This window comes from Pseudonocardia sp. ICBG1293 (assembly GCF_020131355.1).
GTDB lineage: Bacteria > Actinomycetota > Actinomycetes > Mycobacteriales > Pseudonocardiaceae > Pseudonocardia.
Genome location: NZ_JAHLEL010000006.1, coordinates 361,048 through 381,540, shown reverse-complemented (window position 1 = coordinate 381,540; position 20,493 = coordinate 361,048). Strand labels below are relative to the sequence as shown.

19 protein-coding genes are annotated in these 20,493 nt (G+C 74.7%); 9 read left to right on the top strand and 10 right to left on the bottom strand.

Annotated features, from left to right (window positions below; translation table 11 throughout):
- Window positions 1-18: 18 nt before the first annotated feature.
- From KPF47_RS02415 to KPF47_RS02405, 3 genes are all read left to right on the top strand, one after another.
- Window positions 19-990 carry a glycine betaine ABC transporter substrate-binding protein gene (locus KPF47_RS02415; RefSeq protein ID WP_224386544.1) on the top strand — a complete coding sequence of 324 codons (972 nt, stop codon included), beginning with the start codon at window positions 19-21 and terminating at the stop codon, window positions 988-990.
- 155 nt (window positions 991-1,145) lie between these two features.
- The gene (locus KPF47_RS02410; RefSeq protein ID WP_224386543.1) at window positions 1,146-2,120 is read left to right on the top strand and encodes a glycine betaine ABC transporter substrate-binding protein; all 975 of its coding nucleotides are present in this window, start codon (window positions 1,146-1,148) and stop codon (window positions 2,118-2,120) included.
- Window positions 2,121-2,123: 3 nt separating this feature from the next.
- Entirely contained in the window at window positions 2,124-3,086 is a 963-nt protein-coding gene (locus KPF47_RS02405) for a DNA polymerase domain-containing protein (RefSeq protein ID WP_224386542.1), read from the top strand.
- A 79-nt stretch (window positions 3,087-3,165) separates the two neighbouring features.
- On the opposite strand, the gene KPF47_RS02400 is transcribed toward KPF47_RS02405, so the two are convergent.
- Together KPF47_RS02400 and ligD are read right to left on the bottom strand one after the other, a co-directional pair.
- Window positions 3,166-3,378, bottom strand: coding sequence for a hypothetical protein (locus tag KPF47_RS02400; RefSeq protein ID WP_224386541.1), 213 nt, complete (start codon window positions 3,376-3,378; stop codon window positions 3,166-3,168).
- A 79-nt stretch (window positions 3,379-3,457) separates the two neighbouring features.
- Window positions 3,458-4,486, bottom strand: a complete 1,029-nt coding sequence (gene ligD, locus KPF47_RS02395) for a non-homologous end-joining DNA ligase (protein ID WP_374108774.1) — start codon at window positions 4,484-4,486, stop codon at window positions 3,458-3,460.
- Between the two features lie 35 nt (window positions 4,487-4,521).
- Between ligD and KPF47_RS02390 the strand changes: the two genes are divergently transcribed.
- A complete protein-coding gene (locus tag KPF47_RS02390; RefSeq protein ID WP_224386540.1) occupies window positions 4,522-4,803 on the top strand; it encodes a hypothetical protein in 282 nt (93 codons plus the stop codon).
- 42 nt (window positions 4,804-4,845) lie between these two features.
- Window positions 4,846-5,298 carry a peptide-methionine (R)-S-oxide reductase MsrB gene (gene msrB, locus KPF47_RS02385; protein WP_224386539.1) on the top strand — a complete coding sequence of 151 codons (453 nt, stop codon included), beginning with the start codon at window positions 4,846-4,848 and terminating at the stop codon, window positions 5,296-5,298.
- Window positions 5,299-5,337: 39 nt separating this feature from the next.
- On the opposite strand, the gene hemQ is transcribed toward msrB, so the two are convergent.
- Genes hemQ through hemE form a run of 3 tightly spaced genes read right to left on the bottom strand, consistent with a single transcriptional unit; the run spans window position 5,338 to window position 8,723 of the window.
- Window positions 5,338-6,033, bottom strand: coding sequence for a hydrogen peroxide-dependent heme synthase (gene hemQ / locus KPF47_RS02380; protein WP_062404609.1), 696 nt, complete (start codon window positions 6,031-6,033; stop codon window positions 5,338-5,340).
- 33 nt (window positions 6,034-6,066) lie between these two features.
- A complete protein-coding gene (hemG, locus tag KPF47_RS02375; RefSeq protein WP_224386538.1) occupies window positions 6,067-7,632 on the bottom strand; it encodes a protoporphyrinogen oxidase in 1,566 nt (521 codons plus the stop codon).
- A complete protein-coding gene (gene hemE, locus KPF47_RS02370; RefSeq protein WP_224386537.1) occupies window positions 7,629-8,723 on the bottom strand; it encodes a uroporphyrinogen decarboxylase in 1,095 nt (364 codons plus the stop codon). Before hemE ends, hemG begins: the two co-directional genes overlap by 4 nt.
- A gap of 95 nt (window positions 8,724-8,818) precedes the next feature.
- On the opposite strand from hemE, the gene KPF47_RS02365 reads away from it, so the two are divergent.
- The 3 genes from KPF47_RS02365 to KPF47_RS02355 all read left to right on the top strand — a co-directional run bounded on the left by KPF47_RS02365 (window position 8,819) and on the right by KPF47_RS02355 (window position 11,683).
- Complete coding sequence (locus KPF47_RS02365) at window positions 8,819-9,436, top strand: DUF3000 domain-containing protein (protein ID WP_224386536.1); 618 nt, start codon at window positions 8,819-8,821, stop codon at window positions 9,434-9,436.
- A 325-nt stretch (window positions 9,437-9,761) separates the two neighbouring features.
- On the top strand, window positions 9,762-10,415 hold the full coding sequence (locus KPF47_RS02360; RefSeq protein WP_224386807.1) for a response regulator transcription factor: 654 nt from the start codon (window positions 9,762-9,764) through the stop codon (window positions 10,413-10,415).
- A gap of 80 nt (window positions 10,416-10,495) precedes the next feature.
- Window positions 10,496-11,683: a ribonuclease D gene (locus KPF47_RS02355; RefSeq protein WP_224386535.1), complete on the top strand. Its 1,188-nt coding sequence runs from the start codon at window positions 10,496-10,498 to the stop codon at window positions 11,681-11,683.
- An 81-nt stretch (window positions 11,684-11,764) separates the two neighbouring features.
- On the opposite strand, the gene KPF47_RS02350 is transcribed toward KPF47_RS02355, so the two are convergent.
- Genes KPF47_RS02350 through dxs form a run of 3 tightly spaced genes read right to left on the bottom strand, consistent with a single transcriptional unit; the run spans window position 11,765 to window position 15,562 of the window.
- Window positions 11,765-12,940, bottom strand: a complete 1,176-nt coding sequence (locus KPF47_RS02350) for a cell wall metabolism sensor histidine kinase WalK (protein WP_224386534.1) — start codon at window positions 12,938-12,940, stop codon at window positions 11,765-11,767.
- 4 nt (window positions 12,941-12,944) lie between these two features.
- Window positions 12,945-13,622: a response regulator transcription factor gene (locus KPF47_RS02345; protein ID WP_224386533.1), complete on the bottom strand. Its 678-nt coding sequence runs from the start codon at window positions 13,620-13,622 to the stop codon at window positions 12,945-12,947.
- Window positions 13,622-15,562: a 1-deoxy-D-xylulose-5-phosphate synthase gene (gene dxs / locus KPF47_RS02340; RefSeq protein WP_224386532.1), complete on the bottom strand. Its 1,941-nt coding sequence runs from the start codon at window positions 15,560-15,562 to the stop codon at window positions 13,622-13,624. Before dxs ends, KPF47_RS02345 begins: the two co-directional genes overlap by 1 nt.
- A gap of 657 nt (window positions 15,563-16,219) precedes the next feature.
- Here dxs and KPF47_RS02335 point away from each other — a divergent pair.
- Window positions 16,220-17,596, top strand: coding sequence for a GGDEF domain-containing protein (locus tag KPF47_RS02335; RefSeq protein WP_224386531.1), 1,377 nt, complete (start codon window positions 16,220-16,222; stop codon window positions 17,594-17,596).
- On the opposite strand, the gene KPF47_RS39830 is transcribed toward KPF47_RS02335, so the two are convergent.
- Together KPF47_RS39830 and KPF47_RS02325 are read right to left on the bottom strand one after the other, a co-directional pair.
- Complete coding sequence (locus tag KPF47_RS39830; protein ID WP_224386530.1) at window positions 17,518-18,762, bottom strand: GGDEF domain-containing protein; 1,245 nt, start codon at window positions 18,760-18,762, stop codon at window positions 17,518-17,520. The two genes, KPF47_RS02335 and KPF47_RS39830, sit on opposite strands and share 79 nt — an antisense overlap.
- Window positions 18,763-19,036: 274 nt before the next feature.
- The gene (locus KPF47_RS02325) at window positions 19,037-20,365 is read right to left on the bottom strand and encodes an MFS transporter (protein WP_224386529.1); all 1,329 of its coding nucleotides are present in this window, start codon (window positions 20,363-20,365) and stop codon (window positions 19,037-19,039) included.
- Window positions 20,366-20,493 lie beyond the last annotated feature (128 nt).

Genomic DNA, 20,493 nt, shown 5'->3' with positions numbered 1-20,493 from the left:
GCATTCCCTGGAGGACACGTGAAGTTCGGACGATCCCGGCATCTGGCCCTGACGGCGATGGCCGCCGCCGCGGCCGTCGCCCTCGCGGGCTGTGGCGGCCTGAGCGGCAGCGGCCCCTCGGCCTCCGGCGGCTCCCTGGCCCAGGCCGGCGACCTGAGCGGGCAGAACTACGTCGTCGGCGGCAAGAACTTCGACGAGCAGCTGGTGCTCTGCCAGATCACCGTCGCCGCGCTCGAGTCGGCGGGCGGCAACGTCACCGACCGGTGCAACACCGGCGGCACCGACGTCACCCGCCAGGCGCTGCTGGCCGGCGACATCAACATCTACTGGGAGTACACCGGTACCGCCTGGGCGTCCTTCTTCAAGGAGACCCGCCGGATCACCGACGACAACGAGCTCTACGACCTCGTCGCCCAGCGTGACCTGCAGCAGAACCAGATCCAGTGGCTGGACAAGGCCAACTTCAACAACACCTACGCCTTCGCCATGACCGAGGCGAAGTCGCAGGAGCTCGGCATCACGACGCTGTCGCAGATGGCGGACTACATCAAGTCGGGCCGGGCACCGGCCGGCTCGATGTGCGTGGAGACCGAGTACAACTCCCGTGACGACGGCCTGCGCGGGCTGGAGTCGACCTACGACTTCACCGCCCAGAACCCGCAGGTGCTCGCCACCGGCGTGATCTACCAGGCCACCGCGGACAACAAGTGCCTGTTCGGCGAGGTCTTCACCACCGACGGCCGGATCCCCGGCCTGAAGCTGAAGGTCCTCGACGACGACAAGCGCTACCACGTCACCTACAACGCGGCGCCGACCATCAAGGCCGACGTCTACAACGCCAACCCGGCCGTCCGGCAGGTGCTGGCGCCGATCTCCCAGGCCCTGGACTACAACACCATCCTGGACCTGAACGGCAAGGTGTCCTCCTTCGGCCAGAACGAGCGCGACGTCGCGCGCGAGTGGCTGACCCAGAAGGGCTTCATCGGCTGACCCTCGGTACGCGCCCACCGCGACCCCGCCCCCGGCTCCACCGGGTGCGGGGTCGCCGTGTGTTCCGGCTCGGTCACCGTGTGCCGATGAGCGTTGCGCCGGGGGGCCGATCGTGGTCGGCTGACCGGACCACCCCTGCGAACCAGGACGAAACCGTGAGCCCCTTCCCCGTCCGCAGGCTGCGGACGCTGGTCCCAGTCCTGCTCGTCGTCGCGCTGCTGGCGGGCGGCTGTACCGGGCTCGCCGGCGGCGGGCCGCGCGCCTCCGCCGGGACGCTGGCACCGGGTGCCGACCTGTCGGGCCGGAGCTACGTGGTGGGCGGCAAGAACTTCGACGAGCAGCAGATCCTCTGCCAGATCTCGATCGCCGTGCTGGAGTCGGCCGGGGCCTCGGTGACCGACCGGTGCAACGTCGGGGGCTCCGACGTCACCCGGCAGGCACTGCTGTCCGGCGACATCTCCACCTACTGGGAGTACACCGGCACCGCGTGGGCGTCGTACCTGCGCGAGACACGCACGTTGTCCGACGACCGGGTGCTGGCCGAGCTGCGCACCCGCGACCGCGCGCAGAACGGCGTGGTGTGGCTGGACCGGGCCGGGTTCGACAACACCTACTCCTTCGTCGTCGACGGGGCGACGGCGGCGCGGCTGAACCTGGACACGATCAGCGACATGGCCGCCTACGTGCGCTCCGGGCAGCCCGGCGTCGTCTGCGTCGAGACCGAGTACGCCTCCCGCACCGACGGGCTCGCCGGGCTCCAGCGTGCCTACGGCTTCGAGATCCCCCGCGACCGGCGCCAGGCCCTGGAGCAGGGGCTGATCTTCCAGTCCACCGCGGACGGCGTGTGCCTGTTCGGCGAGGTCGCCGCCACCGACGGCCGCATCCCCGCCCTGGGCCTGCGGGTGCTGCGCGACGACCGCGGCTACCACATCGCCTACAGCGCGGTACCGGTCTTCCGCTCCGACGTGTTCGACCGCGCCCCGCAGGTCGCCGAGCTGTTCGCCCCGATCACCGCGGCCCTGGACCAGCAGACCATGCAGCAGCTCAACGGCCGGGTCTCCGCAGGCGGCCAGAGCCCCCGCGACGTCGCACGGTCCTGGCTGGCCGGGCGCGGGTTCATCGGGAGCTGAGCGGTGGCGCGCCGGCAGGTCGACGAGGTCCGCGACGGGGTGGAGCTGACCAGCCTCGACGCCGAGGCCTTCGACGGCGCCGGGGTCACCAAGCGGGCCCTGCTCGACCACCTCGACGAGGTGAGCGGGCTGATGCTGCCCGCGCTGGCCGGCCGCCCGCTGTCGGTGGTGCGGGCCCGCCCCGGCCAGGCGCCGTTCATGCAGAAGAACCTGCCGCGCGGGGCGCCGGACTGGATCCCGACCGTGGACGTGTGGGCGGACTCGTCGCAGCGCACCGTGCACTACCCGCTCTGTCATGACCGCGCCACCCTGCTGTGGTTCGGCAACCAGCGTGCCGTCGAGTTCCACCCGACGCTCGTCCCGCACGGCGCGACGACCACCGACGAGCTCGTGGTCGACCTCGACCCGCCCGGGGACGCCGGGTTCGACCGGGTCGTCGCCGCCGCGCACCCGGTCCGGGCGGCGCTGGCCGAGCTGGGCCTCGCCGCCGCGGTGAAGACCAGCGGTGCGACCGGCCTGCACCTGGTGGTGCCCCTGTCGGAGCCGCTCCCGGTCGACGACGCGTCCGCCGCGACCCGCGCGGTGTGCGCCCGCGCCGCAGCGCTGGCCCCCGACGTCGCGACGACCGCGTTCATCCGGGACGACCGCGGCGACCGGGTCTTCCTCGACCCGACCCGCGTGGGCGGGGCCACCCTGGCCGCGCCCTACAGCCCGCGCGCCCGCCCCGGTCTGCCGGTGTCGTTCCCCCTCACCTGGGACGAGCTGGACTCGGTGACGCCCACCGACTTCACCGTGACCACGGTCGCGGGGCTGCTCGACGGGCGTCCGACCTGGTCGGCGCTGCGGCCCGAGCCGACCCCGCTGCCGGAGGTCCTGCTCACCGAGGGCCGGGCGATCCCGGTGCCGCGGGTCGCGGCCATGCACGAGGGGAAGCGCCGCAAGCGCGCCCGCGAACGCGACGGATGATCACCGGTTGTGGAGGATCCGGCCCGCCCCGCGGTCGCTGCGCTCCACAACCGATGATCACTCGTTCCCCGCGACCGGATCACTCGTCGACGTCGCCGCGGGTGCGACGGTAGATCCAGCGGTCGGCGTCGGCGTGCGGGCCGACCAGGACGTAGCCCCTCGGGTCCCCGCCGGGGTCGGCCAGCTCGATCGTCCGCGGCGGGCGGCCGGTCGCGTCGGGGTCCACGCGCACCTGCTCGCCCGCGTAGGGGCCGTCGTCGAGGACCGCGTACATGGCAGACGATTCTGCCACCCCGGGCGATCCGGCCGACCCCACCGGACGAGGGGTGCACCACCCCGGGACACGGCCGCACGTGGCACCGCCCGGTGGCTCAGTCCTGCCGTCGCGCCCGGCTCGGCTGCACCCGCAACGGCTCGCCGGGCATCTTCGGGTACTCCGGCGGATAGGGCAGGTCCCCCAGGCCCCGCTCGGCCTCGTCCTCGGCGTACCACTCCAACGCCGTCGCGCAGCTCCCGCGCTCCCCGTCCGCACCGGCGTGCGGGTCGCCGTGGCGCTCCAGCAGGCCGGGGACGGTGCGCAGGGTGAACGCGGCCGGGTCCACCTCCCCCAGGTCGTCCCAGGTGACCGGCATGGAGACGGTCGCGGCGGGCAGGCCCCGCACCGACCAGGCCGAGGCGATGGTGCGGTCACGGGCGGCCTGGTTGTAGTCGAGGAACACCCGCTCGCCACGCTCCTCCTTCCACCAGTCCACGGTGGCCAGCTCCGGGATGCGCCGGCAGACCCGACGGGCGACCGCGATCACGGCGTGCCGCACCTCGACGAAGTCCCACTCGGGCCGGATCGGGCAGGCGACGTGCACGCCCCGCCCGCCGGAGGTCTTCGCCCAGCCGGTCAGCCCGGCCTCGGTGAGGACCTCGCGCAGCGTCTGCGCGACGACGACGGCGTCACCGAAGTCGGTGCCCGGCTGCGGGTCGAGGTCGATGCGCAACTCGTCGGGGTGGTCGGTGTCGGCGCAGCGCACCGGCCACGGGTGGAAGTCGAGGGTGTTGAGGTTGGCCGCCCAGGCGATCGTCGCCGGCTCGGTGACCGACACCGACTCGGCGGTCCGGCCGCTGGGGAAGGTCACGGTGCAGGTCCGCACCCAGTCCGGTGCGCCCTTCGGGACCCGTTTGACGAAGAACGGCTCACCGTCCACCCCCGAGTTGAACCGTTTCAGGTTCGTCGGGCGGTCCCGCAGTGCGGCGGCCATCGGCTCCCCCACCGCGAGGTAGTACTCGACCACCTCGCGCTTGGTGATGCCGAGCTCGCCGAACACGACCTTGTCCGGGCTGGTCAGGCGGACCTCACGCGGACCGTCCGGCCCGTCCACCTGCAGCATCACGACCTCACGGCTCGCCACGCGGCGAACCTACCCCCGGCCGCTATCGTGTGCCCATGAGTTCCGACCGGTCCCCCCGGTTCGACGACGACCTTCTCGGTCTCGACCCCGAGGACCCCGAGGCGCGGGCCTTCGCCGCGCACCTGGACCGCATGCAGCGGGTGCCGTCGTGCTCGGTGGAGGGCTACATCCGCGGCGTCGGGGACTTCGCGGAGTCGGCGAACCGGCTCCGGGGCCCGCAGCGCACCGCCGCGGTCGCGGTGACGGTGCTGCTGCTGCTCGTCGCGGCCTGGGTCATCGCGAACGCCGCGGGGTTCGTCGTCGCCACCTGGGTCTGAGGACCGGCGGCACACGACCGATCAACGGGTTACCGTGGATGCATGGGTCTGGTCAGCCGCAACACCACCACCTCCGACGCCGAGCTGCCGGCGGCGCCGGTGCAGAAGACCGACGAGCAGTGGCGGGCCCAGCTCAGCCCGGACGAGTACCAGGTGCTCCGCAAGGCCGGGACCGAGCGCCCGTTCACCGGCGAGTACACCGACACCACGACCACCGGCGTCTACCGCTGCCGGGCCTGCGGGGCGGAGCTGTTCCGCAGCGACTCCAAGTTCGAGTCGCACTGCGGGTGGCCGTCGTTCTTCACCCCGCTCGCGGGTGACGCCGTCATCGAGCGCACCGACTCCACCCTCGGGATGACGCGCACCGAGGTGCTGTGCGCGACCTGCCACGGCCACCTCGGTCACGTGTTCGCCGGGGAGGGCTACGGCACCCCGACCGACCTGCGCTACTGCATCAACTCGGTGTCGCTGACCCTCGAGCCCGCCGACGGGTGACCCGCCCCGGGGCCGCCGGTCGGCGGCCCCGCCCGGTGCTCAGGGCAGCGAGGCGACGAGGTCGCCGACCTCGACCCGCGGCCCGGTGTAGAAGGGGATCTCCTCGCGGACGTGGCGGCGCGCCTCGGTGCCGCGCAGGTGTCGCATCAGGTCGACGATGCGGTACAGCTCGTCGGCCTCGAAGGCCAGGATCCACTCGTAGTCGCCGAGGGCGAAGGCCGGCACGGTGTTGGCGCGCACGTCGGCGTAGTCCCGGGCCTCCTTGCCGTGGTCGGCGAGCATCGTCCGCCGTTCGGCGTCGGGCAGCAGGTACCACTCGTAGGACCGGACGAACGGGTAGACGCAGACGTAGCGCTTCGGGTCCTCCCCGGCCATGAACGCCGGGACGTGGCTCTTGTTGAACTCCGCCGGGCGGTGCAGCGCGGTCTGGCTCCAGACCGGCACGCTGGCCCGGCCGAGCGCGGTGGTGCGACGCAGGTCGGAGTAGGCGGCCTGCAGCGACTCGATCTCCGAGGCGTGCCACCAGATCATGTAGTCGGCGTCGTGCCGGACCCCGGCGAGGTCGTAGACCCCGCGGACGGTGACGTCCTTGTTGGCGAGCGAGTCCAGGTACTCGGTCGCCTCGCGGGCGGCGGCCGACCGGTCGTCACCGAGGCGCCCGGGCTCGACCCGGAAGACCGACCACATGGTGTAGCGGATGGTGTCGTTGATCGCTTTGACGTCCACGCGGGCCATGCCGGGGATGGTACGCGGCCGGTGAGGGTGCCCTCAGCGACCGGTGGGGGCCGGGGGCAGGGCCCGGGCGAGCCGCTCGGCGGCGGCCCGGGCGGTCGCCACGCAGGCGGGCACGCCGACCCCGCGCAGCATGGATCCGGCGACCTCCAGGCCCCCGACGGCGGCGACGGCGCCCTCCAGCGCGTCGACGACGCCGCCGTGACCGACGCCGTACTGCGGCAGGCCACCGCCCCACCGCTGCACGACCGACGCGACCGGCACGGCGTCGACACCGTCGAGGACGGCCAGGTCGGCGCGCACCCGGGCGACGAGCTCGGCGGCGTCGACCTGCAGGCTCGGCTCCTCGCCGAACCGGCCGATCGAGGCCCGCACCCGGACCAGGCCGTCGTCGCCGAGGTGTGCCCACTTCGTCGACGCGTGGGTGACGCCCTTGACCGACAACGGCTCGTCCGCGGCGACCAGACAGCCCGAGGTGGCGGGCATGCCGGCGACGTCGGCGGCCCGGTAGGCCAGCGCGACGACCGCGGAGGACGCCAGCTCGATCCGTCCGGCCGCGGCGCCGGCGGCGGGCACGACCGGCTCCAGGAGCCTGCGGGCGGCCGGAGCGGGGACCGCGAGCACGACGGCGTCGACGTCGAGCGCCTCCGGCTGCGGGACGGGACCGAGGACCAGCCGCCAGCCGTCGGGCCTGCGCCGCAGCTCCCGCACGGTGACCCCGGTGCGCACGGTCGCCGAGGCGGCCGCGACCAGCCCCGCGAGCAGCTCCCGGTAGCCGCCGCGCACGGCGCCGAACACCGGCCCGGCCGCGACCGGCTGGGGCACGGCGGACGGCTCCCGGGCGTCTCCCGCGGCCCGCGCCGCACCGCGACCGCCGCCGACGGCCGGTGCCCCGGCGCCGCCGGCCCGGGACGTCGTGGTGGCGCCGGCCGGGGAGTCCGCGGCGGGGGTGCCGGCGGCGAGGGTGCCGGCGCGCTGGCCGGACGCGCTCATCCCGGTGCTCGCGGCCTCGGTGAGCGACCCGGCCCCGGCGTCGAGTGCGGCCGCGAGCGCGGGGACGGTGGCGCGCAGGCCGAGCGTGTCGACCCGGCCGGCGTAGACGCCGCCGAGCAGCGGGTCGGCGATCCGGTCGACGACCTCGGGACCGAACCGGCGGCGCAGCAGCGTCCCGAGCGCGACGTCGCCACCGGGCTCCCAGTCCAGGGGGACCGAGGGCTCGGCGGCGACCGCGGCCCGTCCGGCGGTGGACAGCACGCCACCGAGGTCGGCGTCCCGGCCGGGCACGCCCATCAGGGTGCCGCGGGGCAGGCCGACGGTGCGTCCACCGGCACGGATCGTCGCGGTCGCCGGGGTCGGGTGGGTCAGGGCGTCCGCCAGGCCGATCTCCGCCAGCAGCGCCGGGACCTCGGGACGCCGGACGAGGAACGCCTCGGCGCCCACGTCGAACGGCGTCCCCGCCAGGTCGACGGTCCGCAGCACACCGCCGAGGCGGTCACGCTGCTCCAGGACGACGATCTCCGCGGCCGGGCCCAGCAGTGTCCGCAGCCGGTGCGCGCAGGCCAGCCCGGAGACCCCGCCGCCGACGACGGCGACGCGGGTCATCGCGGGGTGCGGTCGCCCGTCGGCCCGGCCACGGGCTGGGCGTGCACCGTCTCGACGGTGCGGGTGATCGCGTCCGGGTCGGTGGGCGGCAGGACCCCGTGGCCGAGGTTGAACACGTGACCGGGGGTGCGGGCGCCCTCGGCGGCGATCCGCACGACCTCGGCGTCGACGGCGTCCTGGCCGGCGAACAGCACGGCCGGGTCGAGGTTGCCCTGCACGGGCACCGCTCCCCCGGCGCGGCGGGCGGCGACGTCGAGCGGGGTCCGCCAGTCGACGCCGATCACGTCGGCGCCGGCGTCGGTCATCGCGCCCAGGAGCTCGGCGGTGCCGACCCCGAAGTGGATCCGCGGTACCCCGGCCCCGGCCAGCGCCCCGAGCACGGTCGCCGAGTGCGGCAGCACGAACTCCCGGTAGTCGCGCTCGGACAGGGCACCGGCCCAGGAGTCGAACAGCTGCACCGCGTCGACCCCGGCCGCGACCTGCTGCTGCAGGAACGTGCCGGTGAGCACGGCGAGCTTGCCGAGCAGGGCGTGCCAGACCTCCGGCGCGGAGCGCATGAGGGCCTTGGTCCGCTCGTGGTTGCGGCTCGGCCCGCCCTCGATCAGGTAGGAGGCGAGGGTGAACGGCGCCCCCGCGAAACCGATCAGCGGGACCCGGCCCAGCTCCGGCAGCAGCAGGCCGATCGCCTCGGTGACGCGCGCCACCTGCTCCGGTGCGAGCTCGGGCAGGGCGTCGACGTCGGCGGCGGTGCGGACCGGCGAGTCCACCACCGGACCGGTCCCCGGCACGATGTCCACCCCGATGCCGGCCAGGTACAGCGGCACCACGATGTCGGAGAACAGGATGGCCGCGTCCATGTCGTGCCTGCGGACCGGCTGCAGGGTGATCTCGCAGGTCAGGTCCGGCGTCAGGCACGCCTCGAGCATCGCGTTGTCCCGACGCAGGGCCCGGTACTCCGGCAGCGACCGGCCCGCCTGACGCATGAACCAGACCGGCAGCCGGGAGGGGGTCACGCCCCGGGCCGCGTCGAGGAACGGTGCCCCCGCGAGGTCGCGGCGGGCGGGGGGCGCGGAGACGATGCCTGCAGTCATGACCTCCGGATGGTCCCACGCGGACCGGCCCGGTGCGCGGGCGCCCCGGCGCGCCTGCCAGGTACGACGGGTATCGCACCCTAGAGTCCGACGCCGTGCCGGACCCGAACTCACCACCACCAGCAGCGTTCCGCAGTGCGGTCCGCTCGCTCGCGTCGGTCCGACCGCGCCCGGAGCTCGTGGTGCGGTCGCTCGAGGCCCCACCCCGGCTCGCGCCGTTCAGCTGGGCGACCAGCGTCGAGGCCGACATCGGACACCGCGGCGACGGGACCGACGACCTCGACGAGCCGGACACCTCCGGCCGGCTGATCCTGCTGCACGACCCCGACGGCCAGGAACGCTGGGAGGGCACCTTCCGGCTGGTCTGCTTCGTACAGGCCCGGCTCGAGCCCGGCCAGCTCGGCGACGACATGCTCCCGCGGATCGGCTGGTCCTGGCTGACCGACGCGCTCGAGCACGCCGGCGCCGGGTTCACCGCGCTGGGCGGCACCGTCACCCAGACCTCCTCGGTCCGCTTCGGTGGGCTGAGCGGAGGCGGCGGCCCCGGCGAGGAGCCGCCGCGGGAGGACGACGTCGAGCTGCGCGCCTCCTGGTCGCCCACGGAGAGCGACGGGGATCTGGCCCGACACGCCGTCGCGTTCGCCTCCCTCGTGTCGACCGCCGCGGGTCTGCCGCCGGTCGGCGCAGTACCGTTGAGCCGATCACCCGGCTGAACGTCGCAGGTCAGCGGCACACGTCGGAAAAGTTTCACCCGGAGGGGTGGGACCGCGCCCACATGCATGTAACTTTCCGAGCCGGAAAGACGAATGCACACCAGACGTTAGGCCGCATGGAGGGATACCATCTCTTCCATGGCACCCGCCCGGGCGGCCGAGCGCCACTCTCCGTCCCTCGGGTTCCGGTGTTGGTCGGGGGCGTACGACCGACTCCAGGAAGGTTGACGACGTGGCTGTACTTGGCCAGCAAGTGCCGGCGCAGAGCTCCGGCAGCACCACCGCAGGTGGCGCTCCGATCGGTGGAGCAGCGCTCTCGCCGGGGATCGTCCCGCAGCCGCGGGAGGAGCTGTTCACGGTTCTCGTCGTGGACGACCACCCGCCGCTCCGGGAGGCGATCGCCGGGCGGCTGCGCTCCATGGGGGCGGGCACCGTGCACGAGGCCGCCTCGGTCACCGAGGCACGGGCACGCGCCCACGCCGCGGGTCCCTGCGACCTGGCGATCCTGGACCTGTCCCTGCCGGACGGCAGCGGCCTGGACCTGGTCAGCGAACTCCGCTCGCTCGGCTGGAACCGGCTGGTCGTGCTCGCCTCCTCGGACGACCCGTACGCGGTCCGGTCGGCGTTCCAGGCGGGCGCGCAGGCGTACCTGCTCAAGTCGGCGTCGCCCTCGGTCGTGACCGACGGCGTCAAGCGGGTGCTCGACGGCGGCGTCTACGCCGACCCGACGGTCGCCCCGCTGCTGGCCACCGGATCCCGCGTGCCGGGCACCGACAACACCCCGCGGGAGCTCTCGGCCCGCGAGGTCGAGGTGCTGCAGCTCGTCGCGGACGGCCAGTCGAACAAGGAGATCGGTGAGGCCCTGAACCTCTCCGCCCTCACGGTGAAGAGCCACCTCTCCCGGATCGGCCGCAAGCTCGGCACCGGCGACCGCGCCCAGATGGTCGCGCTCGCCATGCGCGCGGGGGTCATTCGCTGACTCCCGGGACCGGCGCCGCCGGCGGTACGGACACGACCCGGCCGCCGGACTCGGCGACCCCGGACGGTTCACCCGATCCGGTGCCGCTGCTCCGTCCCGCCGACGGCCTCCCCCCGGTCACCGCGACCCCCGACGACCTCGCCCGTGTGGCGGCGGCGATCGCGGGGGGCAGCGGTCCGGTCGCCGTCGATGCGGAACGCGCCTCCGGCTTCCGGTACTCCCAGCGCGCCTACCTGGTGCAGCTGCGCCGGGCCGGGGCCGGATCGGCGCTGGTCGACCCGATCCCGCTGCGGGGCGCGCTGGTCCCGCTCGCCGAGGCCCTCGACGGGCCGGAGTGGGTGCTGCACGCGGCGTCCCAGGACCTTCCGTGCCTGGCCGAGCTGGACCTGCGCCCGGCGTCGCTGTTCGACACCGAGCTCGCAGGCCGGCTCGCCGGGCTGCCGCGGGTCGGTCTCGGCCCGATGGTGGAGAACCTGCTCGGTCTCGGCCTGGAGAAGGGGCACGGCGCCGCCGACTGGTCGCGCCGCCCGCTCCCCGAGGACTGGCTGGTCTACGCCGCGCTGGACGTCGAGGTCCTCATCGACCTAAGCGACGTGCTGACCCGGATGCTCGACGAGCAGGGCAAGCTCGAGTGGGCCCGCCAGGAGTTCGAGGCGGTGCGCACCGCGCCGCCGCCGGCCCCCCGCGCGGAGCCCTGGCGGCGTACCTCCGGGATCCACAAGGTCCGCCGCCCCCGCCCGCTCGCCGCGGTCCGGGAGCTGTGGCAGGCCCGCGACTCCCTGGCCGCCGAACGCGACATCGCGCCCGGCCGGGTGCTGCCCGACGCCGCGATCGTCGACGCCGCGGTGCGCAACCCCGACTCCCCGCAGGCGCTGGCCGACCTGCCCGTGTTCCGCGGACGCTCCCAGCGCCGGCTGGCCCGCTACTGGTTCGACGCGTTGCGCCGTGCCACGGAGCTCCCCGAGTCGGAGCTCCCCCGCGGCTCCGCGACCACCGACGGGCCCCCGCCGGTGTCGCGCTGGGCCGACCGGGACCCCGACGCGGCGGCCCGGCTCACGGCCGCCCGCGCGGCGCTGACCTCGGTGTCCGAGCGGCACGACGTGCCGGTGGAGAACCTGCTCCAGCCCGACCTGCTGCGCCGGGTGTGCTGGACCCCGCCCGCGGACGGCGACCTCCCGGCCGCTCTCGCCGCCGGGGGTGCCCGCCCGTGGCAGGTCGAGCTGCTCGCGCCGCTGCTCGAACCGGCCCTGGCCACCCGGGCCGGCTGAGCCCGGCTCCCGGCGCAGCCGGCCGGGCCACGCCCCACCGCGAGGACTCGGGGACCCCGGCTCGGGGACACCGCGCGCGGGTCACCGGACCGGCGCGGGGTCACCTCCCGACGGTGCGGGCGCAGCGGCCCCGTCGGGCAGGGCGACCTGCACCGACAGTCCCCCGCCCGGCACCGCCTCGGCGTGCACGCTCCCGCCGTGCGCGGTCGCGACCGACCGGACGATCGACAGGCCCAGCCCGGACCCGCGGGTGTGCGCGGTCCGCGCGACCGGGCCGCGCCGGAACGGCTCGAACAGCTCGGCCACCTTGTCCGGGGCCAGCTCCGGCCCCGAGGACGCGACCCGCAGCACGACCCCCGTCCCCGCCGGGCCGGGAGCACCGGTCCCGCAGCCGACCTCGATCCAGCCGCCGTCCCGGTTGTGCCGGACCGCGTTCTCCAGCAGGTTGGCCACCATCCGCCGCAGCAGCGGCTCGTTGCCCCGGGTGGCCGCGGGCCGCGGGTCGGTACGCACGACCAGCCCCCGGGCGGCGGCGTCCCCGGTCACGGCCGCGAGCTCCGCGGCGACGACCGCGGCCAGGTCCACCGGCACCCGGTCGGAGCCCTGCAGCCCTCCCCCGGCCTCGGTCCGGGCGAGCAGCAGCAGCCCGCTGACCAGCTCGTCGCAGCGGCGGCCCGCCTCCCGGACCACCCCGGCCATCCGGCGCAGCTCCTCGGCGTCGGCGTCGGGCTCGGACAGGGTCACGTCGATCTCGGTGCGCAGCACGGCCAGCGGGGTGCGCAGCTCGTGCCCGGCGTTGGCGACGAACCGCGACTGCGCGTCGAAGGCGGCCTGCAGCCGGTCGAGCATCGCGTCGACCGCGCCGGCCAGCTCGGCGACCTCGCCGCGGGCTCCGGCGAGCGCGACCCGCTCGTCCAGCGAGCTCGCCGACAGCCGCGAGGTGGTCTCCACGACCCGGCGCAACGGGTGCAGCACCCGTCCGACCAGTACCCACGAGGTGACCGCCCCGGCCGCGACCACCAGCGGGAACGCGATCAGCCCGGCCCGCAGGACCTCGGCCCGGGCGGCGGCGGCGACCGCGTCGCGGGCGGTCTCGGCGGGCACGGCGACCCCGCCGACGAACACCGTCCCGGGCAGCGCCGGGGTACCGGCGACGACGGCGCCGACGAGCATCCAGCCGAGCCACAGCAGCAGCGCGGCGACCGCCGCGACGAGCGCGGTCGCGAGCAGCGTCAGGCGCGGCCGGAGGTCGCCCACGCCGTCACGCCGCGGGGGTCCCGTCGGCGGGCACCCGGTACCCGGCACCGACGACGGTGTCGATCAGTCCGGGCGTGCCGAGCTTCTTGCGCAGGGTCATGACTGTGACCCGCACCGTGGTGGTGAACGGGTCGGCGTTCTCGTCCCAGACGCGTTCGAGCAGCTCCTCCGACGACACCACGGCGCCGCCCGCGGCGAGCAGCACCTCCAGCACCCCGAACTCCTTGCGGGTCAGCTCGACCGGCCGCCCGGACCGCAGCACGGTGCGCCGCGCCGGATCCAGCACCACGTCACCGGTGCGCAGGGTGGGGGGCACCGCCGGGGTGGCGCGCCGGCCCAGCGCCCGCACCCGTGCGACCAGCTCCGGGAAGTCGAACGGCTTGGCCAGGTAGTCGTCGGCACCGCGGGACAGCCCCTCGACCTTGTCCGCCGGGGTGCCCGACGCGGTGAGCATCAGCACCCGGGTCAGGCCGCCCGCGGCGACCACCTCGTCGCAGAGGTCGTCGCCGCTGCGGCCGGGCAGGTCCCGGTCGAGCACGGCGACGTCGTAGCGGGTCACCGACAGCTTCTCCGAGCCCTCGTCGCCGTCGTAGGCGACGTCGACGGCCATCCCGTCCCGGCGCAGGCCCCGGACGACGGCGTCGGCCATCGCCGGCTCGTCATCGACGACGATGACGCGCATCAGCCGCTGCGCTCCCGCCCGGGGACGGCGCCCTCGGGGGTCGAGGGGACCGCGGCGGCCGCCCACTCGATGATCCGGCGCGCCATGTCCTGCTCGGTCAGCCCGGTCGCGGCCAGCACGTCGTCGCGGCTGCCGTGCTCCAGGTACTGCTGGGGCAGGGCGAGGTCGCGCTGGCGTACGTCGAGCTCGGCGGCTCGCAGCGCGTCGGACAGCGCCGAGCCGAACCCGCCGTGCGTGCCGCAGTCGGAGACGGTGACCACGAGCTGGTGGTCGGCGGCCAGCGTGAGCAGTTCGCGCGGCACCGGCAGCACCCACCGCGGGTCGACGACGGTGACGTCGACGCCCTGGTCGGCGAGCCGCTGCGCGACGGCGACGCCGGCCTTCGCGAAGGCCCCGACGCAGACGAGCAGCACCTGGGAACGCCGGTCGGCCGGCTCGTGCAGCACGTCCACCCCGGCCGGCCCGTCGAGCCGGCGCAGCGCGGGCACCGATCCGATCACCGAGCCCTTCGGGTAGCGCAGCGCGGTCGGGCCGTCGGTGACCGCGGTGGCCTCGCCGAACTCCTCGCGCAGGGTGTCCTCGTCGCGCGGGGCGGCGACCCGCATACCGGGCACGATGCCCAGCAGCGAGAGGTCCCACATCCCGTTGTGCGACGGGCCGTCGCTGCCGGTGACCCCGGAGCGGTCCAGCACCAGGGTGACCCGCTCGCGGTGCAGGCCCACGTCCATGAGCAGCTGGTCGAAGCCGCGGTTGAGGAACGTCGAGTACAGCGCGACGACGGGATGGCGCCCGGCCCGGGCCAGCCCGGCGGCCGTGGTCAGCGCGTGCTGCTCGGCGATCCCGACGTCCACGATCCGGTCCGGGTAGGCGGCCGCGAACGGGGCGAGCCCGGTCGGGCCGAGCATCGCCGCGGTGATCGCGACGACGTCGGTGCGCCGCGCCCCCAGCGCGACCATCTCCTCGGCGAACACGTCGGTCCAGCCGGTGACCGGGGTGCCGGTGGGCAGGCCGGTCTCCGGGTCGAACGCGGCCGGGCTGTGCATCTGCTCGGCCTCGTCGTTCTCCGCAGGCGGGTAGCCGTTGCCCTTGCGGGTCACGGTGTGCACGATGACCGGCCCGCCGAAGCGCTTCGCCCGGCGCAACGCGGACTCGAGCTGCCCGATGTCGTGGCCGTCGACCGGGCCGAAGTACTTGAGCCCCAGGTCGGAGAACAGCTCCTGCGGGGCGAGCGCGTCCTTCACCCCGGCCTTGAAGGCGTGCAGGCCCGCGTAGAGCGCCGGCCCGACGACGGGGGTGCCGCGGACGGTGCGCTTGCCCGCCTCCAGCACCCGCTCGTAGCCGGGCTGCAGCCGCAACGACGCGAGCCGGTCGGCGAGCCCGCCGATGGTCGGCGAGTACGACCGACCGTTGTCGTTGACGACGATCACCACGTTGCGGTCCTCACCGGCCGCGATGTTGTTCAGCGCCTCCCAGGCCATGCCACCGGTCAGCGCCCCGTCACCGATCACGGCGACGACGTGCCGGTCGACCCCGGTCAGCGCGTGCGCGCGGGCAATCCCGTCGGCCCAGGACAGCGAGGACGACGCGTGGCTCGACTCCACGTGGTCGTGCTCGGACTCGGAGCGGCTCGGGTAGCCCGACAGTCCACCGGTCTTCTTCAGCCGGTCCCAGCCCTCCTGGCGACCGGTCAGCAGCTTGTGCACGTAGGCCTGGTGGCCGGTGTCCCAGATCAGGGTGTCCTGCGGGGACTCGAACACCCGGTGCAGCGCGATGCTCAGCTCGACCACGCCCAGGTTGGGGCCGAGGTGACCGCCGGTGCGCGAGACCGCCCTGATCAGGAACCCACGGATCTCGGCCGCGAGCGAGGCCAGTTCGTCGGGCCCCAGCCCCCGCAGATCGGCCGGTCGCCGGATCGCCGGGAGTCCCTGGTTCGTCGTCACGTACTGCCTCCTCGCCGCCGGCCCCGGTGCGGGTGTCCTCCACGACGGAGGACCGGCATCGACTCGTGGTCCCACTCTACGGACCGGTAGCCGAGGCGACCCGACGGCGCTGCCGGGCGCGGCGGGCGTCGTCCGTCATCCGGACGTGCCCGCCGCGTCCCGTGCTGCGACGCGGACGTCCGCTGCTCTCACCAACCCCAGTTACGCATTGTGGATCTCCTTTCGCACTCACGGCCCACAGATGATCGACTAATCGCCGCGGCACTTACCGCGGATGTGTTCACCAACCCCAGTTGCGCACGAATGACTCCTTTCCTGATCGACATCCCGCACGTCGTGGCGTCACGCCACGGCAATTACCGGCATACCGACATGGTCTCTCAGGTATTCGGCGATGCCGCCGCCGAAAAGGGTGACCCGGCGTCGACCGGCGAACAAACCAGGGGGCACCATTGCGATATCAACAATCACCGGGTCGGCCGGACGGCCTGTACTCAGCGTGATCGCGACGCTCGTCCGAGCAGCTACGACGGGATCACGAAGCCGTATCGATCACTGACCGCGACCGATGCGGCTAGGATCACGCAGGGGCGTCACGCCCGTCCCGGTCGTGGACGGGCAGGATCGGGTGCAACGACGCCGGCGAGGGAGGGACGTATGGCCCCGGAACCAGTCCGGTTGCGCCAGGTCACCCGCTGGCCGGTCTGGTCCATCCCCGGACGCCTGCTGGGCCCGGTCCTCGCCGTGGAGCTGCTGGCGCTGTGCCTCGTCGTCGCCGGACTGCTCGGTGCGCCGCGCCTCGACCGGCCGACACTGGTGCTGCTCGCCACGCTGACCGTGGCCGGGATCGTGCACACCGAGGTCGTGTCCGGCGTGGAACGCGTGCGGCGCTACACGGCCGAGACCCACCACGTGAACCTGACCTCGGTCTGGACCTTCGCCTCGGCCCTGCTGCTGCCGCCCGCGCTGGGTGCGCTCGTGGTGGTCGTCGTCTACACCCACCTCTATGTCCGGGTGCTGCGGCCGGTGCCGCCCCCCGACCGACGGCCGGTCTACCGCGAGGTCTACAACGCCGCCACGGTGATCCTCTCCGTGCACGCCGCGGCCGGGGTGCTGGCCGCGACGCGCCCCGGGGAGGTCTACGGCAGCGTCCCCGGCGCCGTCGCACTGCTGCTGGCGCTGCTGACCTACACCGTCGTCAACACCTGCCTGGTGCTCGGCGTGGTGGCGGTCGCGAGCCCGGACACCCGCGTGGCCCGGATCCTGTTCGGTGGCGACGAGCTCACCCTGGAGCTCGCGACGCTCTGCCTGGGCGCCCTGACGGCCGGGGCGCTCGCCGCGAGCGGACCGTTCGTCGCGGTGCTGGCGGTGCCGCCCATCCTGGCCCTGCACCGCACGATCCTGGTCCGTCAGCTGCGCGAACGGGCCGACACCGACGCCAAGACCGGGCTGCTCAACCACGCGGCGTGGCACCTGCGCGGGGCCCACGAGCTGACGATCGCCGAACGCGAACGACGCCCCGCGGCGCTGCTGATCCTCGACCTGGACCACTTCAAGGACGTCAACGACGCCCACGGCCACCTCTACGGCGACCAGGTCCTCGCCGCGACCGCCCAGATGCTGCGCGAGGAGCTGCGCGACCACGACCTCGTCGGCCGGTTCGGCGGGGAGGAGTTCGTCGTCCTGCTCCCCCGGCTGTCCGGGCACGACGGGCGCGAGGAGGTCCGTCAGATCGCCGAACGGCTGCGCAGGCGGGTCGCCGGCGACACCGCCGCCCCGGTGGCACCGCCGGACGGCGTGCCGGCGCAGCGGCTCCCGGCCCCGGCCGACGGGTCCGTGGGTCCCGAGGCACCCCCGCCACCCCGTACCGGGATCACCGTCTCGATCGGCGGGGCGCTGTTCCCCGACGACGGGCACGCCATGACCGACCTGCTCGAGGTCGCGGACTCCGCGCTCTACGCGGCCAAGCGTGCCGGGCGCGACGCCGTGCGGATCGGGCGCCACACCTTCCCCGCCGAGTCCGAGCCCGCCTGATCCCGCCCGGCCTCAGCGGCCGGGGACGCTCCCGTCGCGGCCGGTCCGGACCTGGTCGCGCCCGCCGCGCTTGGCCGCGTAGAGCGCGTGGTCGGCGACCTGCAGCAGCTCGTCCAGGGACTCGCCGTCGCCGCCGGCCACCGCGACCCCCACCGACACCGACAGGTCGCAGATGGTGATGCCCCCACCGGGAGCCCGGCCAGGAGGACGACGAACTCCTCGCCGCCGAAGCGCCCGACCGGGTCGACGTCGCGGACCTGCGCCTTCAACGTCCCGGCGACGGCCGAGAGCACCTCGTCGCCCGCGAGGTGTCCGTAGCCGTCGTTGACGGCCTTGAAGTGGTCCAGGTCGAGGATGAGCACCGCGACGGCGCCGCGCTGCCGCCGTGCCCTGGCCAGGGCACGGTGCGCCCGCCCCCGCCACGCGACGGCGGTGAGCAGGTTGGTCTTGGCGTCGGTGTTGGCGCGCTCCTCCAGCTGGCGGATCAGCACCGCCCGGTGCAGGACGAGCAGCGGCGGGAGCACCAGCAGCACGAGGAGTACCTGCCGCTGCGCGGCCAGTGCGGCGAGCACCGCCAGGCACAGGGTCGACCCCTCCAGGATGTGGTCGTCCCAGTCCCCCACCAGCCGGCGCCAGCCGGGACGGTCCGGGGCCGACAGCGCCAGTGCGGTCGCGACCAGCAGCTGGTTGATCAGCCCGTAGACGGCCATCGCCAGCAGCAGCGACAGGTAGCCGATGATCCGGCTCCCACCCCCCGTGCCGGCGGCCGCCGTCAGTGCCTCGGGAGAGACGACGACCGAGGCCGCCATCGCGGCCAGCACGACCGTCGCGGTGGTGTAGACGTGCCGGTACAGCGGGGCCCCGGCCGGCCGCCAGACCCGCCACCACAGGTGCCCGTAGACCACGACGACGACCAGGCCCGCCATCCCCGGCGGCAGCAGCAGCGCGGCCGCGAAGGTCCAGACCGTCGACAGGTCGAAGTACAGGAGGTGCGAGACCCGGCGCCGCACCCGCTCGATCCCGGTGGCCAGCTCCGTGTGCAGTACGCCGAGTGCGGCGAGGCCGACCGCGCCGAGCGCCAGCTGCCCGGTGTCGGGGCTCCACGGGAGCCGGGCCAGATCGGCCGCCGCCAGGGCGACCGCCGCGAGCTCGACGAGAACGACCACGACGAGCACCGGCAGCGGCAGGCCACGAGAGGCTCGGCGCGGGCGCTCGGCGGCACCGTCCCGGGCGCCGGTCATCGGTACCTACCCGAACGGACGGGTCCGGTCGTCACAACCTGTTCCCGAAAGGGCGTCTGAATCACCCGACCAGGTATCATGGTGGTCGCAATATCACGCTCCGTCACACATGCGGCGGATATCACGGCGTTCAGGTGGACAGGAGGTGACGTTGTGCGCAACCGAGGCTGGTGAGCACCGCACGGTGGCCGTGCCGGGATCATGCGACCGCCTCCGGGCCCGCCGACCGGAGCATCCGGACGGTGGCGAGGGCGAGCACGATCCCCACCGCACCGAACACCCCGAGCGCCGTCGCGGGAGCGGTCCATTCGGCCAGTATCCCGCCGGCGAACACCGCGACGCCCTGGCTCGCCACGAGCCCGGACGCCGCCACCCCCACGGCGCTGCCCCGTACCGCGCTGGGCGTCGCCCGCGCGAACCCGGACTGGGCGGCGATGAGGCAGGCCGTGGCACAGGCACCCGACACCGCCCAGAGCGCGACCGCCTGCCACAGGCCGGCCGCCAGCGGTGTGAGGGCGAGCGGCAGCGCCGCCCCGACCGCCAGCGGCACGATGCCGCGTTCGCGTAGCCGGGCGGGCAGCAGGTAGGCGACGACCAGGGCTCCGACCGCGCTGCCCGCCGGATCGGCCGCCATCAGCAGCCCGGTCGCGGCGGGGCCCGCCCCGATCCCGACGGCGTACGCCGCAGCGAGCGCCTCGGGCAGGACGAAGATCCCGAGCATCCAGGCGACCAGGGCCAGCGAGCGGCGCCGGGGATGACCGAACACCACCGGCAGACCGCCGAGGGCCGACCGCCACCAGGCGCCGGACCGCGCGGTCCACCGCACCGGGGTCGCCGGTGCGGACCCCGGCTCGGCCACCGGGGCGCCGGGGTCCGCTGCCGGTCCGGCGGCCACCGACGCGTGCGGGGACCGGACGCCGATGGCGACCACCACCGCGGACAGCACGAACGTCGCGGCGTCGACCAGCAGCGCGCCGCGCGGGGTCAGGGTCGCGACCAGCAGGCCACCGCCGGCGAAGCCCACCACCTGCGCGATCTGCACCGAGACCTGCCGCAGTGCCAGGCCGCGGGCGAGCAGGTCGCCCGAGAGCAGATCGGGCAGCAGCGCCGAGCGGGCCGCCGTGTGCGGGCCGCCGAGCAGGACGATCAGGATCAGCAGCACGGCCAGGACCGGCAGCCCCGGGCCCGGTACCGCCATGGCGACGACGAGGCCGGCCCGCAGCAGGTCGGTCCCGATCAGCAGCCGGCGGCGGGGCCACCGGTCGGCGAGGTGGCCGAGCAGCAGCCCACCGAGCAGGGCGGGGAGGAAGGTCAGCGCGTAGACCCCCGCCGACCACGCGACCGACCCGGTCTCGTTCAGGACCAGGACGGTCAGTGCGACCCGGGCGACCTGGTCGCCGGCCACCGAGAGGACCTCGGCGGTCCACAGCGCGCGGAAGTCGGGGACCGAGAAGGGGCCGCGGACGCCGGCGGGAGCGGTGTCGCGGCTGTCGTCGCCGCCCGCTCCGGAGCCGCCGCGCTCGACCATCGGCGTGGGGTTCCCTTCGGTGTCCGGCTCGGGTGTCCCGCAACGGACCCGGCACCCGACTCGGCACGGGCCCTGCCACCTCGGCATCGGCGGACGGGTAGGAGTTCCCGCCGAGCCTAGGTACCGCC